The sequence below is a fragment of the Litoreibacter albidus genome, from assembly GCF_900107015.1.
Lineage (GTDB): Bacteria > Pseudomonadota > Alphaproteobacteria > Rhodobacterales > Rhodobacteraceae > Litoreibacter > Litoreibacter albidus.
In genome coordinates, this window is record NZ_FNOI01000005.1 from 197,046 (window position 1) to 210,323 (window position 13,278).

General features: G+C 62.9%; 15 protein-coding genes. 8 read left to right on the top strand and 7 right to left on the bottom strand.

Annotated features, from left to right (window positions below):
- Position 1 precedes the first annotated feature (1 nt).
- From BLW66_RS13110 to BLW66_RS13120, 3 genes are all read right to left on the bottom strand, one after another.
- Complete coding sequence (locus BLW66_RS13110) at positions 2 to 1,456, bottom strand: efflux RND transporter periplasmic adaptor subunit (RefSeq protein ID WP_089947611.1); 1,455 nt, start codon at positions 1,454 to 1,456, stop codon at positions 2 to 4.
- Between the two features lie 88 nt (positions 1,457 to 1,544).
- Positions 1,545 to 2,087, bottom strand: coding sequence for a molybdenum cofactor biosynthesis protein B (moaB, locus tag BLW66_RS13115; RefSeq protein WP_089947612.1), 543 nt, complete (start codon positions 2,085 to 2,087; stop codon positions 1,545 to 1,547).
- A 28-nt stretch (positions 2,088 to 2,115) separates the two neighbouring features.
- Complete coding sequence (locus BLW66_RS13120) at positions 2,116 to 2,889, bottom strand: uracil-DNA glycosylase (RefSeq protein ID WP_089947613.1); 774 nt, start codon at positions 2,887 to 2,889, stop codon at positions 2,116 to 2,118.
- A gap of 113 nt (positions 2,890 to 3,002) precedes the next feature.
- Between BLW66_RS13120 and BLW66_RS13125 the strand changes: the two genes are divergently transcribed.
- The 5 genes from BLW66_RS13125 (at position 3,003) to BLW66_RS13145 (ending at position 6,932) form a co-directional block, all read left to right on the top strand.
- A complete protein-coding gene (locus BLW66_RS13125) occupies positions 3,003 to 3,959 on the top strand; it encodes an aspartate carbamoyltransferase catalytic subunit (protein ID WP_089947614.1) in 957 nt (318 codons plus the stop codon).
- Positions 3,960 to 4,063: 104 nt separating this feature from the next.
- Positions 4,064 to 4,606, top strand: a complete 543-nt coding sequence (locus tag BLW66_RS13130) for a hypothetical protein (protein ID WP_089947615.1) — start codon at positions 4,064 to 4,066, stop codon at positions 4,604 to 4,606.
- Positions 4,599 to 5,894, top strand: coding sequence for a dihydroorotase (gene pyrC / locus BLW66_RS13135; protein WP_089947616.1), 1,296 nt, complete (start codon positions 4,599 to 4,601; stop codon positions 5,892 to 5,894). The genes BLW66_RS13130 and pyrC overlap by 8 nt, the downstream gene beginning before the upstream one ends.
- On the top strand, positions 5,887 to 6,498 hold the full coding sequence (plsY, locus tag BLW66_RS13140; RefSeq protein WP_244508646.1) for a glycerol-3-phosphate 1-O-acyltransferase PlsY: 612 nt from the start codon (positions 5,887 to 5,889) through the stop codon (positions 6,496 to 6,498). Before pyrC ends, plsY begins: the two co-directional genes overlap by 8 nt.
- A 5-nt stretch (positions 6,499 to 6,503) precedes the next feature.
- Complete coding sequence (locus BLW66_RS13145; protein ID WP_089947618.1) at positions 6,504 to 6,932, top strand: DUF805 domain-containing protein; 429 nt, start codon at positions 6,504 to 6,506, stop codon at positions 6,930 to 6,932.
- Here the strand turns inward: BLW66_RS13145 and BLW66_RS13150 are convergent.
- Genes BLW66_RS13150 through BLW66_RS13160 form a run of 3 tightly spaced genes read right to left on the bottom strand, consistent with a single transcriptional unit; the run spans position 6,929 to position 9,604 of the window.
- Positions 6,929 to 8,299 (bottom strand): glutamate--cysteine ligase, encoded by a 1,371-nt coding sequence (locus BLW66_RS13150; RefSeq protein WP_089947619.1) that lies wholly within the window; start codon positions 8,297 to 8,299, stop codon positions 6,929 to 6,931. The two genes, BLW66_RS13145 and BLW66_RS13150, sit on opposite strands and share 4 nt — an antisense overlap.
- 58 nt (positions 8,300 to 8,357) lie before the next feature.
- Complete coding sequence (locus tag BLW66_RS13155; RefSeq protein WP_089947620.1) at positions 8,358 to 8,882, bottom strand: hypothetical protein; 525 nt, start codon at positions 8,880 to 8,882, stop codon at positions 8,358 to 8,360.
- A complete protein-coding gene (locus tag BLW66_RS13160) occupies positions 8,879 to 9,604 on the bottom strand; it encodes a 16S rRNA (uracil(1498)-N(3))-methyltransferase (RefSeq protein WP_089947657.1) in 726 nt (241 codons plus the stop codon). Before BLW66_RS13160 ends, BLW66_RS13155 begins: the two co-directional genes overlap by 4 nt.
- A 12-nt stretch (positions 9,605 to 9,616) precedes the next feature.
- Between BLW66_RS13160 and ubiA the strand changes: the two genes are divergently transcribed.
- The 3 genes from ubiA to BLW66_RS13175 all read left to right on the top strand — a co-directional run bounded on the left by ubiA (position 9,617) and on the right by BLW66_RS13175 (position 12,838).
- The gene (gene ubiA, locus BLW66_RS13165; protein WP_089947621.1) at positions 9,617 to 10,582 is read left to right on the top strand and encodes a 4-hydroxybenzoate octaprenyltransferase; all 966 of its coding nucleotides are present in this window, start codon (positions 9,617 to 9,619) and stop codon (positions 10,580 to 10,582) included.
- A 71-nt stretch (positions 10,583 to 10,653) separates the two neighbouring features.
- Positions 10,654 to 12,516 carry an OmpA family protein gene (locus BLW66_RS13170; protein WP_089947622.1) on the top strand — a complete coding sequence of 621 codons (1,863 nt, stop codon included), beginning with the start codon at positions 10,654 to 10,656 and terminating at the stop codon, positions 12,514 to 12,516.
- Positions 12,509 to 12,838, top strand: a complete 330-nt coding sequence (locus BLW66_RS13175; RefSeq protein ID WP_089947623.1) for a hypothetical protein — start codon at positions 12,509 to 12,511, stop codon at positions 12,836 to 12,838. The genes BLW66_RS13170 and BLW66_RS13175 overlap by 8 nt, the downstream gene beginning before the upstream one ends.
- Here the strand turns inward: BLW66_RS13175 and BLW66_RS13180 are convergent.
- The gene (locus BLW66_RS13180) at positions 12,835 to 13,278 is read right to left on the bottom strand and encodes a molybdenum cofactor biosynthesis protein MoaE (protein ID WP_089947624.1); all 444 of its coding nucleotides are present in this window, start codon (positions 13,276 to 13,278) and stop codon (positions 12,835 to 12,837) included. The genes BLW66_RS13175 and BLW66_RS13180 overlap by 4 nt on opposite strands.

Genomic DNA, 13,278 nt, shown 5'->3' on the forward strand with positions numbered 1-13,278 from the left:
CCTAGCTTCCCATGCGGCGTTCCAGCCGCTCCACCATGTCGGCGGGCACTTTGGCCTCACCCAAGCGCGCCAGCATGCGCGCCTTCATCTCTTTGGACAGACGCCCGTTCGCCTCCACAAAGGCGATCAGCTTAGCACGGCGGTCTTGGTCCAGCTCGACCATCTCTGGGGCTTCCTCGGCGGGACGTCCCGCCCGAATGGGTTTCACCTTGATCCCCGCGCCCAGCAGTTGCGAGCGTTCCGCCACAACTTCGCGCCCGCGCAGCCCACGGGCCAGCACAATCACATCGTCGCCTTGGCGGCGCAGCACAATAACCTCGCCGTTCTCCAGCCGGTCGTCCTCACCCAGCACCAGCACCGCCCCCGCCGCATCCACGGCGGTCGACGGGATCACGGCCACGCGCTCCAGAACCGGCTCCTCAATGGCCACCGTCACAAAATCACCCGGACGCAGCCCTTGCGGATCGCTCAACTCCGCGAAAAGCAGCCGCCCCGTTGTGCCATCCGCGACCGCTGCGCTTTCACGGGTCAGGCGGCCCTCAAAGCTCAAATCCGTGCCCAGCACGTCCAGCGTCACAGTCACGGGGGCCACCGTCAGCGCGCCAGCGTCGTCCAACAGCCGCGCGTATTGCGCGGTTGAGACGCGAAACGCCACCTCCAGCGCATCAGGGTCGATCAATTCCGCCAGTTGCTCATTGTTGGCGACCAAGCTGCCCTGCGTCGTGGTCACCCCCGACAACCGCCCGTCGAAGGCGGCGAAAACCTCAGTATCGGCCAAAAGGCGCTCCGCATTGGTCAGGTTAATGCGGCGGCGCTCGATCAGGGTGCGGGCTTGGTTCACGCGGGCTTCGGCCTGCTGGATGGCTTGGCGGCGGGTCAAAACCGATTGCTTGGCAGCCGCTTGCGCCAGCTCCGCCGTCTCGACGGAGGCCTCCGTGCCCACGCCCCGCGTCTTCAAATCCAACTGCCGCTGCAACGCCCGTGTGCGCAGCGCCAGTTGATCTTGCGCCGCGACCAAATCGTCCTCCGCCAGTGCCAGCGCGTTTTGGGCGTCGCCCAAATCGGCCTCCGCCTCTACCAAATCTGTGCGCGACACATCGACGGCGGTTTGCGCGTCAGCAGGGTCTATTCTTGCCAAAAGCTGCCCCTTGCGCACGGTGCCGCCTTCTTGAAAATCCGGCGACAGCTCCACCACCGTGCCGCCCACTGGCGCGCGTAAATCCAGCGTGCGCCGCGCGCGCACTTCGCCAAAGCTGGTCAAAACGGGGGTAACGGTCGCAGGCTCCAGCGCCACCACATTGACGGAAAACACCCGCTCCCGCGCCGTGCGCGGCGTGCTTTCGCGCGCCCATTTGTCTTGCAGGGCGCTGTAGATGGAGTGTCCGCCAACGAAAAGCAGGCCCACTGTCAGGGCCATCAGGAACAAACCTACAAGGCTTCGGCGGAAAAAACGCATAGGGTCACGGGCTCCGGAAAATCACATGCAATATGTAGAGCGCAAAGCCCCCTACGTCCAATGTCCCTTGCTTAAACGTGAGACCGCGTCATTTCCGTCGCTTGTGCTCGTCCAAGCGCGGGAAAATCTCCACAAAGTTGCAAGGGCGGTGGCGGTAGTCCAATTGCATCACCAAAATCTCGTCCCACGCATCCTTGCACGCGCCGGGGCTTCCGGGCAGCGCAAACAGGTAGGTGCCATTCGACACCCCGCCCGTGGCGCGGCTTTGCACGGCAGAGGTGCCGATCTTGTTCATCGACACAATGGTAAACACGGTCCCGAACGCCTCGATCTCTTTCTCGTAGACGTCGCGGTGCGCCTCGACGGTCACGTCGCGGCCCGTCAGGCCGGTGCCGCCGGTGGTCAGGATCACGTCAATCTCGGGGTTGGCGCACCACGTGCGCAGTTGCGCCGCGATCTCCTCGCGCTCGTCGCGCAGGATCATGCGGTCGGCCAACACATGCCCCGCGCCTTGCAAGCGGTCCACCAAGGTGGTGCCCGATTTGTCATCCTCCACCGTGCGGCTGTCCGATACCGTCATCACGGCGATGCGCACCGGCACGAAGTCTTTCGTTTCATCAATGCGGGTCATGGTGGCGTCTCCTGTGATACGTTTCGGGTTAGCCGCGCAGCTTGGCCTGCAGGCTGAGCAGGTCGGCCCACGCCTCGCGTTTGGCTTGCGGGGTGCGCAACAGATATGCGGGGTGCAACATCGGCAACGCCGGTTTGCCCAGCGCCTCGCCCCACGTACCGCGCAGTTTGGTGATGCCTTTAACCCCCAGCAGCGCCTCGCAGGCTTGGTTGCCCATCAGCACCAACACGTCGGGGTTGGCCAAGGCAATGTGACGCTCCAGAAACGGCAGCATCATCGTCACGTCGTCCGGCGACGGGTCGCGCGTCTGGGAGGCGCGCCACGGCAAAACGCTGGTGACATAAATCGGCGCGTCAGCGATATCGCGGCCAAGGTTGATCGCGCCAAACATCGCGTCCAGCATCTGCCCCGCTGGCCCGACCAGCGGTTTGCCCTGCTGGTCTTCCTCGCGGGTTGGCGCGTCGCCGATGACCATCACCCGCGCCCCAGCCGTGCCGTCCGCAAACACCAGATTGCGCGCGCCGTTTTTCAGTTGGCAATGGGTGAAGGCCGCCATGGCCGCGCGCAGCCCTTCAAGGTCTTGTGCGTCGCGCGCCATCTGGCGGGCCACCTCGACGGGCTCGGGGCCTTTGAACTGCGCCACAGGCGCGGCCTCGGCGGGCTTGGCTTTGGGCATCTTGGGCGCTTCTTTCGGCACCTCATAGCGGTTGATTGGCAGGTCCCCGATCGCCTCGTCAGCGCCAAGGTCCACATGCCAGTCCAACAGCGCTTTGGCCGTGTAAAAGTCTAGTCCCGATTCCATAGGGCTAAACCTAGTCTGGCCGCCCTGCCCCCACAATGGCATAACGGTCGCAGGGTGCTTGCCCGACTGCGCACACGCCCCTATAACCCGATAAAATTACCATGAGGGCCCCCATGACATTCCGCGCGAAGCATCTGCTAGGGATCGAACATCTTGGCCCCGATGAAATCACCACACTGCTTGATCTGGCCGACCAATATGTCGACCTGAACCGCCGCGACGTGAAGCACACGAACACGCTGGCCGGTCTGACCCAGATCAACATGTTCTTCGAGAACTCCACCCGAACGCAGGCCAGTTTCGAGATCGCGGGCAAGCGCCTTGGCGCGGATGTGATGAACATGGCGATGCAGGCCTCATCGCTGAAAAAGGGTGAAACCCTGATCGACACCGCCTTGACGCTGAACGCCATGCACCCCGACCTGCTGGTCGTGCGCCACCCGCATTCGGGCGCGGTGGATTTGCTGGCCCAGAAGGTGAATTGCGCCGTGTTGAACGCGGGCGACGGGCGGCACGAACACCCCACGCAGGCGTTGCTGGATGCGCTGACCATCCGCCGCGCCAAGGGGCGGCTGCACCGCCTGTCCATCGCCATTTGCGGCGATATCGCGCACAGCCGCGTGGCACGGTCCAACATTATGCTTTTGGGCAAAATGGAAAACCGCGTGCGCCTGATCGGGCCGCCCACCCTGATGCCCTCCGGCATGCAGGAATTCGGCGTCGAGGTGTTCGAGGACATGCGCGAAGGCTTGCAGGACGTCGACGTGGTTATGATGCTGCGCCTCCAGAAGGAACGCATGGACGGCGGCTTCATCCCGTCAGAGCGCGAATATTACCACCGCTACGGGCTGGACCCAGAGAAGCTGTCCTACGCCAAGGACGACGCGATCATCATGCACCCCGGCCCGATGAACCGCGGCGTGGAGATCGACGGCGTGCTGGCCGACGACATCAACCGCAGCGTGATCCAAGAGCAGGTCGAGATGGGAGTCGCCGTCCGCATGGCCGCGATGGAGCTGCTGGTGCGCACACGGCGCGAAGCAGCGGCAGAACAGGGTGTGATGGCATGAGTGAAGACCCCAAAGACCCACGCATGTCCGGCAAAATCGCGACCTACGCGTTGCTGGGCATCTTTGTGTTCACCGCACTGATGATCTGGCTCGGGGGGTAGCGCATGTCTGATCTGTCCATAAGCGCCACCGAACATGGCAAACTGCGGGTGTTCTCGCTCAGCCCTGACCTGTCCGCCACGCTGGACCACACCGGCACGCTTGATGCCTTGGGCGTGGCGTTGGGGGTGGAGATCACATCGCCGGATGACGTACAAATCGTACCTGCGAATACCTTGGGCGACTTGGGGCTAAGCGGCTTGGTTCGTGAAGGCTACGATATCACCCCCAGCTTTGACGACGCGGCCCGCCTTGACGGGTTGGAGACCGACGTGGCGCTGGTGCGCTCCGCCGCGTTTGGCGGGGGTGCGGTGACGTTGATGCAGTCCGCGAAGGCTACGCTGGTCGCCACCTTCACCGAGGGCAAAGCCCCCGCGCCGCAATTCACCCCGCTTGAAAGTGACGCCGCGCAAGGGGTGCTAACACCCGCCGCACCGCCCCCGACCGAGCGCAGCTTGGGCGCGCGACTGGCGCTGATGGCGGTGGTCGCCATGTTCATCGCCGCCGCCGTGATCTACGCATATTACATAGGGTTCTCTGATGGCTGATCTGCTTTTGACCAACGCGCGACTGATCGACCCTGAGGCGGGAACCGAAACCTTCGGCTCCGTTCTTGTCAAGGACGGGCGGATTAACGAAATATTACCGCAAGATGTTGATCTGAATGACAAAAGGTTCCCCGCGGGGAACGTCGTGGATTGCGGCGGCAAGTGCCTTGCCCCTGGCATCATCGACATCGGCGTGAAGGTCTGCGAACCCGGTGAGCGGCACAAGGAAAGCTTCCGCACCGCAGGGCTGGCGGCGGCGGCAGGCGGCGTGACCACGATGGTCACACGCCCCGACACCATCCCCACAATCGACACGCCGGAAACGCTGGAATTCACCAAGCGGCGCGGGGCAGAGATGGCCCCCGTGCGCATCGCGCCGATGGCCGCGCTGACCAAAGAACGCGCGGGGCGCGAGATGGTCGAGATGGGCTTCTTGATGGATGCGGGCGCGGTGGCGTTTTCCGACGGCGACAACGTCGTGGCCGATAATAAGGTGCTCAGCCGTGCGATGACCTACGCGCGCTCCCTCGGGGCGCTGGTGATGGGCCACCCGCAAGACCCTGTGCTGTCCAAAGGTGGCGCGGTAACGTCGGGCAAATTCGCCTCCCTGCGCGGCTTGCCAGCCGTGTCACCGATGGCGGAGCGCATGGGGCTGGAACGCGATCTGGCCCTCGTTGAGATGACGGGCGTGCGCTACCACGCGGACCAGATTTCCAGCGCGGTGTCCCTGCCGGTTCTGGAACGCGCCAAGGCGCAAGGTCTGGACGTCACCGCAGGTGTCTCTATCCACCACCTGACGCTGAACGAATTGGACGTGGGCGACTACCGCACCTTCTTCAAGGTCAAGCCGCCCCTGCGCTCCGAGGATGACCGCGTCGCCATGGTCGAGGCCGTGGCCTCCGGCTTGATCGACGTGATCTGCTCCATGCACACGCCGCAAGACGAAGAAAGCAAACGCCTGCCGTTCGAGGAGGCCGCGTCCGGCGCGGTGGCCTTGGAGACGTTGCTGCCCGCCGCCATGCGCTTGCTGCATGCGGGGGCCATTGACCTGCCGACCCTATGGCGCGCCCTGTCGCTGAACCCCGCCAAACGGCTGGGGCTGGCGGGCGGACGCCTAAGCGCAGGTGCCCCCGCCGATTTGGTGTTGTTCGATCCGGACGCGCCTTTCGTGATGGACCGCGAAACCCTGAAGTCGAAATCCAAAAACACACCGTTTGATGGCCAGCGCATGCAAGGTCGCGTGCTCCGGACGTTTGTTGGCGGCGAGGAGGTCTACGCCCGTGCCTGAAATCATTACCGCGCCCTATCTGCTGATCTTTGTGGCCGTTGCATCCTACCTGCTTGGCTCCGTCCCTTTCGGGCTGGTCATCGCCCGCGTCATGGGGTTGGGCGACCTACGCCAAATCGGCTCTGGCAACATCGGGGCCACGAATGTGCTGCGCACCGGCTCGAAGTCTGCGGCTTTGGCAACGCTGTTGCTGGACGCGGGCAAGGGCGGGATTGCGGTGCTGCTCGCGCGGTACTTTGTGGGCGAGGACGCGGCGCAATTGGCGGGGCTGGCGGCGTTCATCGGGCACATCTTTCCGGTCTGGCTGAATTTCAACGGCGGCAAGGGCGTGGCCACCTATCTGGGCACGCTTTTGGCGCTGTCGTTTGTGGCGGGCTTCGCGGCCTGCATGACATGGCTGGCCTTCGCGCTACTGTTCCGCATTTCGTCCCTTGCTGCCTTGGCAGCGGCGGCGCTGATGCCACTGTGGTTGCATCTGCTGGGGCTGCCTGACTACGTGATGCTGGCGGCGCTGCTGGGCGCGCTGATCTGGATGCGCCACGCAGGCAACATCCGCCGGATCCTGAGAGGCACCGAGAAGAAAATCCAGCTTAAGAAAGGGTAAACCCTTTGGGACCGATCCAAGCGCTTCGCAGCTGTATTTCCAAATCCTTCCGCTGGAAGGGGCGCGCATCACGGTCGGAGTTCTGGTGGTTCACCGCAATCTATTACGGCGGGCTTGCCGCGTTGGTGGTGCTCTACATCGCCACCGCGCAAGGCCTTGGGGACGGTGAGGGCGGGCCGCTTGTGGCCTACTTCGTGGTGATGTTCTTCCCGTTTCTGTCGGCCTTTGTGCGTCGCTTGCACGACAAAGGGCTGACCGCGTGGCTGCTGCTGTTGGGGTTCGTGCCCTTCGGGCAGCTTGCGCTGCTGATCCTTGCGGTTTTGCGCGGGGACGAAGGCCCGAACGGATACGGTGATGACCCGCTGGGCCGCCCCGCACCGGAGGGGCTAACCTATGGCCGGTCCCGCGTGCCGCTGGTGCGCGACAAGGATTAATAGCTGTATTCGTCGTAGATGCGGCTGAGGTCGCCGTTCCATTCGCCGTGGTATTTGGCCAGCAATTCATCGGCGGGGGTTTGGCCCGTCTCGATGCTTTCCTTCAGCGCGTTCAGGAAGTGGGTCTCATCTGGGACCAAGCCGCCAGCGCCGGGTTTGGCGCGGGCTTTCAGGCCTGCCTCGGAGATGGTCACGACTTCGCGGGCGAGGTCGATCATTTTCATGCCGTTTACCTCTGCCGCCAAGCCATCAACGGAGGCCGCGACGCGCCATGCCTCGCGGGTTTCCGCGTCCCAGCCTTTGGCCACATCCCACGCCGCATCAAGGGCGGTTTGGTCGTAGCACAGCCCGACCCAGAACGCGGGCAACGCGCAGAGGCGACGCCAAGGGCCACCGTCCGCGCCGCGCATTTCCATGAACTGCTTGATACGGGCTTCGGGGAACACGGTGGTCAGATGGTCGGCCCAATCGGACAGCAACGGCTTTTCGCCCGGCAACGCGGGGAGTTCGCCCTTGAGGAAGTCCCGGAAGGACTGGCCCAGCGCGTCGATGTATTTGCCATCGCGGTAGACGAAGTACATCGGCACATCGAGCACCCATTCGGCCCATGCCTCAAAGCCCATGCCCTCATCGAAGACGAAAGGCAGCATGCCGGTGCGGTCGGCGTCCAGCGCGCGCCAGATGCGCGAGCGCCATGACTTGTGACCGTTGATCTTGCCCTCAAAGAACGGGGAGTTGGCGAACAGCGCGGTCGCCACCGGCTGCAACGCCAGCGCGACGCGCATTTTCTGGACCATATCGGCCTCTGACCCGAAGTCGAGGTTGACCTGCACGGTGCAAGTGCGGCGCATCATGGCGGTGCCCATGGTGCCGACTTTTTCCATGTAGTTGTTCATCAGCTTGTAGCGGCCCTTGGGCATGAGGGGCATTTCCTCATGGCTCCATTCGGGCGCGGCCCCGAGGCCGATGAATTTCACGCCGATCTCGTCGGAGACGGATTTGACCTCTGCCAGATGGGAGTTCACCTCGTCACATGTCTGGTGGACGGTCTCCAACGGGGCACCGGACAGCTCCAGCGCGCCCCCGGGTTCCAGCGAAACATTCGCGCCCTCTTTGGTCAGGCCGATCAGGTGGCCGCCTTCTTCCACGGGCGCCCAGCCGAAGCGGTCGCGCAAGCCGGACAGCACGGCGTGGATGGAGCGTTCGCCTTCATAGGGGAGCGGTTTGTGAGTGTCTTGGCAGTAGCCGAATTTCTCGTGTTCGGTCCCGATGCGCCAGTCTTCCTTGGGCTTACAGCCGTCAGCGAGCAATTGCGCGAGTTGGGAATGGTCGGTGATCAGACCGCCGCCGGATTGAGGAATGGACATGTCGCTGGCTCCGTCTGGCTACTGAGATGTTTAGGGGTGCGGCGAATTTCGGGGGATGTCAATGCAGGCGCGCGGGCTCTTTTGCCCAAATCACAAAGCTGTCATTGCTTGTTGATCCCATAGCGCGGATTGCCGCCTCGAAATCAACGCCCTTGAGCGGGGAGAGCGCATCGAACAATTGCGCGGCCCCTTCTGCGGAATTCGGGATCAAAAGTCGGGAGCCGCCGTTTTCCTCCAGCAGCCAATGCACGTCTTCTGCGAACGGGCCTTGGTCGTTGGTCAGGATGGTCACGCGGGCCAGATCGTTGATCGACACCGCACCGCCGCCCAAGGGCGCGAAATAGGTGATCTGGCGTTCGTCCACCTCCACCACGCCGGGGCCGTCGTGGGTTGTGGCCGTGAGGCGCACACGCCGCCATGCGGTCCATGCAATCGCAAGCCCTGCCACTGCAAAGATGCCGCCGATGCCCTGCCACAACAGGCCGTGCAGGTTGAAGATCATCACCCCCATAACGGTGATGGCCGCGCCGATAAGAACCTCGAAGTACCGCCAGAACATATCGCGGACCTCGGGGCGTATCATGTCCAGTCGCCCAAGGTGGTTTGCCACAGGGCCAGCGCCGCAACGGCGGCGGTATCGGCGCGCAGGATGCGGGGGCCGAGGCTGATAGCGTGGCTGCTGGGGTGATCGCGCAGCATTTCGCGTTCACGGTCGGAGAAGCCGCCTTCGGGGCCGATGACGATGGCCCACGGGCCAGACGGTAAGTCTTTCAGGTTGGAGGGTTGGCCCACCATGGATTCGTCACAGAACAGCAGGTGACGGCCTTCGGGCCATGCATCGAGCATGGCGGATAGCTTTTGGATATTCGCGACCTCGGGCACATAGGTGCCGCCGCATTGCTCCGCCGCCTCGATGGCGTGGGCTTGCAGCTTGTCTTGGCGGATGCGGTCGGAATTGGTGTATTCGGTTTGCACGGGAAAGATCATCGACGCGCCCATTTCGGCGGCTTTCTCCACGATGAAATCCGTACGGGCCTTTTTGATGGGCGCGAACAGCAGCCACAGGTCGGGGGGCGTTTGCAAGGGCAGGGTTTGGGTCTCGCAGATGACCATGCCGCGCCGTTTGGCGGCGTCCACCACGCGGCAGGTCCATTCGCCGTCTTGCCCGTTAAAAAGAGCCACCACATCGCCCACGCCAAGGCGCATGACGTTGAAAAGATAATTCGCCTGCGGCTGCGTCATAGGGACGGAATTGCCCTGCCCTAATGCGTGCTCTACAAACAACCTGATTTTTGCGCGTTCCATGAGGCTGAACATATGACCGAGACACGGCAAATGCCAGAGGGCCAAGTCATTGATGCGGTTGATCGCAACTGGGTTGATACATGGGCGCCCGTCGCCACCCGTCCCTACCTGCGCCTAAGCCGTGCGGACCGCCCTATCGGGACATGGTTGTTGCTGTTGCCGTGCTGGTGGGGCGTGTTGCTGGCGGCGGCGTCGAACCCTGCGGGATTGGGCCTGTTTGACCTGTGGATCATGGCAGGGTGCGCCTTGGGTGCGTTTTTGATGCGCGGGGCGGGATGTACGTGGAACGACATCTCTGACCGCAAGCTGGACGCCCAAGTGGCGCGGACCAAATCGCGCCCGCTGCCGTCGGGACAGGTCAGCGTCAAAGGCGCTGTGGTGTGGATGACCCTGCAAGCGCTGGTGTCACTGTGCATTTTGCTGACGTTTAACACCGCCGCTATTGCGCTTGGCGTCTTAGCGCTGCTTCCGGTTGCTATTTATCCCTTCGCCAAGCGGTTCACATGGTGGCCGCAGGTATTTTTGGGCGTTGCATTCAACTGGGGCGCGTTACTGGCGTGGACTGCGCACACCGGATCACTGAGCCTTGCCCCCGTGGTACTGTACCTTGCGGGGATCGCGTGGACTCTCTTTTACGACACCATCTATGCGCATCAGGACAAAGAAGACGACGCGCTGATCGGCATCAAATCTACCGCGCGGCTGTTCGGGGACAACTCCATCTGGTGGCTGCGGCTGTTTTTGGCAGCGTCGGTGGCGCTACTGTCCTTTGCCATCATCGTGGCGCTGGTGCCGGAGGCGAATGTCATGGTGCTGACGCTGGCACTCTGTGGCGCATGGGCGTTTGGCTGGCACATGGTTTGGCAGCTGCGCCGGTTGGACACAGAGGACTGGACCGTGTGCATGCGGCTGTTCCGCTCCAACCGAGATGCGGGGCTTGTTTTTGCGCTGTTTCTTGCCGCTGCGGCCTTGCTGTGATTGAACAACAGCGCCGCGCCCGTTAGGAGGGTGCAAGCGCCTTGCCGCACCTCCAATGGTAGACGAACCGTATGAGACTAAAGACAATTGCCGCATTTTGTTCCGCTGCTGTGCTGTCCGTGGGCGGCGCGTGGCTTGCTGCGGGTTGGATTGAGGCGCGTTCGGCTGAGGTTGTAAACTCCAAGCTGATAGACGGCCAGCACGACTGGACCAGCGTGACGACCGACGGATTGCTGGTTGCATTGGGCGGCGAAGCCCCTGACGAGGCGACGCGCTTTCGTGTGGTCTCTGCCGTGGGTACCGTGGTCGACCCTGACCGAATCGTAGACAATATGGACGTGAAGCCGCGCGAGCGGATTGAAGCGCCGCGCTTCTCTGTGGAGATGTTGCGCAATGGCGAAGGGGTCTCGCTGATCGGCCTGATCCCCCCGATGGACGAAGGCGAAGGCATCGCCGCGCAGTTGGGCGACATCGCCAAAGGCGCGCAGATCACCGACCTGCTGGAGACCGCCAACTACCCCGTGCCGGAAAACTGGGTGGAGGCGTTGGAGTTTTCAATTGAGGCCTTGCGCGATCTGGAGCGATCCAAGATTTCGGTCTCTGCGAGCCAAGTTGAGATCACCGCCATTTCCGACAGCCCTGAAAGCAAGCGCCGCATTGAGGCGCAACTGGCACGCAATGTGCCAAGCGGCGTGCGGTTGGTTCTGGATATTTCCGCGCCGCGCCCTGTGATCACGCCGTTTACCCTGCGCTTCACGCTGGATGCGGAGGGCCAAGCGTCCTTCGACGCGTGCTCTGCCGATACGGAAGACAGCAAGACCCGCATTCTGCGCGCCGCCAGCCTGACCGGCACGATTGAAAGCCCCGACTGCGCAATCGGTCTGGGCGTCCCATCGCCGAACTGGACCAAAGCGGTGGAAGTCGCGATGGCGGGATTGAAGGACATGGGCGGCGGCTCCCTCACCTTCTCGGACGCGGACATCACCATGGTCGCGCTGGACACCACCAGCCAAGGCACCTTTGACCGCGTGGTCGGGGAAGTGGACGCGGCGCTGCCGGATGTGTTTTCCATGCATGCGGTTTTGCCGGAGAAAGTCGTCGTAGACGGCACTGGCGCGGAGGCCGCGATTGAGTTCGTCGCCACGCGCAGCCCAGAGGGCTTGGTGCAACTCCGCGGCCGCCTTCCCGATGACAGCACGGAGCAGATCGTCGGATCATTTGCCCGCGCGCAATTTGGCACGGCCAACGTTTATCTGGCGACCCGCGACGATTCCTCCCTGCCGCAAAACTGGTCGGTACGGGTGCTGGCGGCGCTGGAAGCTTTGGGCAGCCTAGAAAGCGGCAGCGCGGTCGTGCAAAAGGACTACGTGGAAATCCGCGGCGTGAGCGGTGAGAAAACCGCATCCGACACGATTTCCAGAACACTGGCCGACAAGCTGGGCGAAGCGGAAAACTTCGAGGTCAACGTGCGCTACGACGTGATGCTGGACACCACGTTGAACATTCCGACGCCGGAAGAATGCGTATCGCGGATCAACCAGATCCTGAACGCATCGAAAATTGTGTTCGAGCCGTCCTCTTCCGAGATCACGGAAGACGCAGGGCGCACCATCGACAAAATCGCCGAGATCGCCAAGCAATGCGAACGGGTTCGCATGGAGATCGGCGGCTACACGGACAGCCAAGGGCGCGAAGAAATGAACGCCGCGCTGAGCCAGAAACGTGCCGACGCGGTGCGCGCCGCCTTGCAGGGACGCCGCGTTCTAACGGGCAGCATTACCGCCAAGGGCTACGGCGAAACCGACCCGATTGCCGACAATGATACCGCTGAGGGCCGCGAGGCAAACCGACGTATCGAGTTCAAGCTGTTGACAGACGCGCGTGCGGCAGCCACAGACAAGCCCGAAGCAGAAACCGAGACACCTAGTGAATAGATCCGAATTCATCATCGCCACCGCATTTATCCTTTTTCTGGCGTTTTGCGCTGGCTGGTTCGCCTGCTGGCTGGTTCAGCGGTTCAGCCGCGTAACGACAGCGGATGTGGCGGAGCTTGATGAAATGGCGAAGGCCCTGCACGACGCGGAAGAAACCCGCGATCAGGCCATCACTTACCTGCAACAACGCGAAGCCGAACTGACCAACCAACTATCCCAGACAGAGGCCGAGTTGCGGGCTGCAATGGACGGGTTGCGTGATGCGCGTCACGAGGCGGAAGAGCTGCGCGGCTACATCGAGCGCGCCAACCAAGGCGCCTAGGACCAGCGGTCCAACGCGTCTTCGTCGCTGTCTTTTGCGGCGACCCAATCGGCGCCGTCTGCGGTGACTTCCTTCTTCCAGAAGGGCGCGCGCGACTTTAGATAATCCATCAAGAAATCTGCTGCTGCAAAGGCATCCGCGCGGTGACGCGACGCGGTGGCGACCATCATGATGTTGTCGCCCGGCTCCATGGTGCCGAAGCGGTGGATCACCAGCACATCGGCGAGCGCCCAGCGCGCGCATGCCTCTTCGCAGATTTGCGTCAGCGCGCGTTCGGTCATGCCGGGGTAGTGTTCTATCTGCATGCGGGCCAGCCCGCCGGACACATCGCGCGTCACGCCGGTAAAGCTGACGACCGCGCCGATGTCGGTATCGCCCTTGGCGAAGGCGTTCAGCTCTGCACCCGCGTCAAAGGGGGCCTCTTGAACGACAACCCGCAT

What these genes read in the sequence shown, in the direction of transcription:
- BLW66_RS13180 (WP_089947624.1), bottom strand. Translation starts at nt 13,278, where the DNA reads ATGCGGGTTGTCGTTCAAGAGGCCCCCTTTGACGCGGGTGCAGAGCTG.
- pyrC (WP_089947616.1), top strand. Translation starts at nt 4,599, where the DNA reads ATGGCTGATCTGCTTTTGACCAACGCGCGACTGATCGACCCTGAGGCG.
- BLW66_RS13155 (WP_089947620.1), bottom strand. Translation starts at nt 8,882, where the DNA reads ATGATACGCCCCGAGGTCCGCGATATGTTCTGGCGGTACTTCGAGGTT.
- BLW66_RS13130 (WP_089947615.1), top strand. Translation starts at nt 4,064, where the DNA reads ATGTCTGATCTGTCCATAAGCGCCACCGAACATGGCAAACTGCGGGTG.
- moaB (WP_089947612.1), bottom strand. Translation starts at nt 2,087, where the DNA reads ATGACCCGCATTGATGAAACGAAAGACTTCGTGCCGGTGCGCATCGCC.
- BLW66_RS13170 (WP_089947622.1), top strand. Translation starts at nt 10,654, where the DNA reads ATGAGACTAAAGACAATTGCCGCATTTTGTTCCGCTGCTGTGCTGTCC.
- BLW66_RS13110 (WP_089947611.1), bottom strand. Translation starts at nt 1,456, where the DNA reads ATGCGTTTTTTCCGCCGAAGCCTTGTAGGTTTGTTCCTGATGGCCCTG.
- BLW66_RS13120 (WP_089947613.1), bottom strand. Translation starts at nt 2,889, where the DNA reads ATGGAATCGGGACTAGACTTTTACACGGCCAAAGCGCTGTTGGACTGG.
- ubiA (WP_089947621.1), top strand. Translation starts at nt 9,617, where the DNA reads ATGACCGAGACACGGCAAATGCCAGAGGGCCAAGTCATTGATGCGGTT.
- BLW66_RS13150 (WP_089947619.1), bottom strand. Translation starts at nt 8,299, where the DNA reads ATGTCCATTCCTCAATCCGGCGGCGGTCTGATCACCGACCATTCCCAA.
- BLW66_RS13160 (WP_089947657.1), bottom strand. Translation starts at nt 9,604, where the DNA reads ATGGAACGCGCAAAAATCAGGTTGTTTGTAGAGCACGCATTAGGGCAG.
- BLW66_RS13125 (WP_089947614.1), top strand. Translation starts at nt 3,003, where the DNA reads ATGACATTCCGCGCGAAGCATCTGCTAGGGATCGAACATCTTGGCCCC.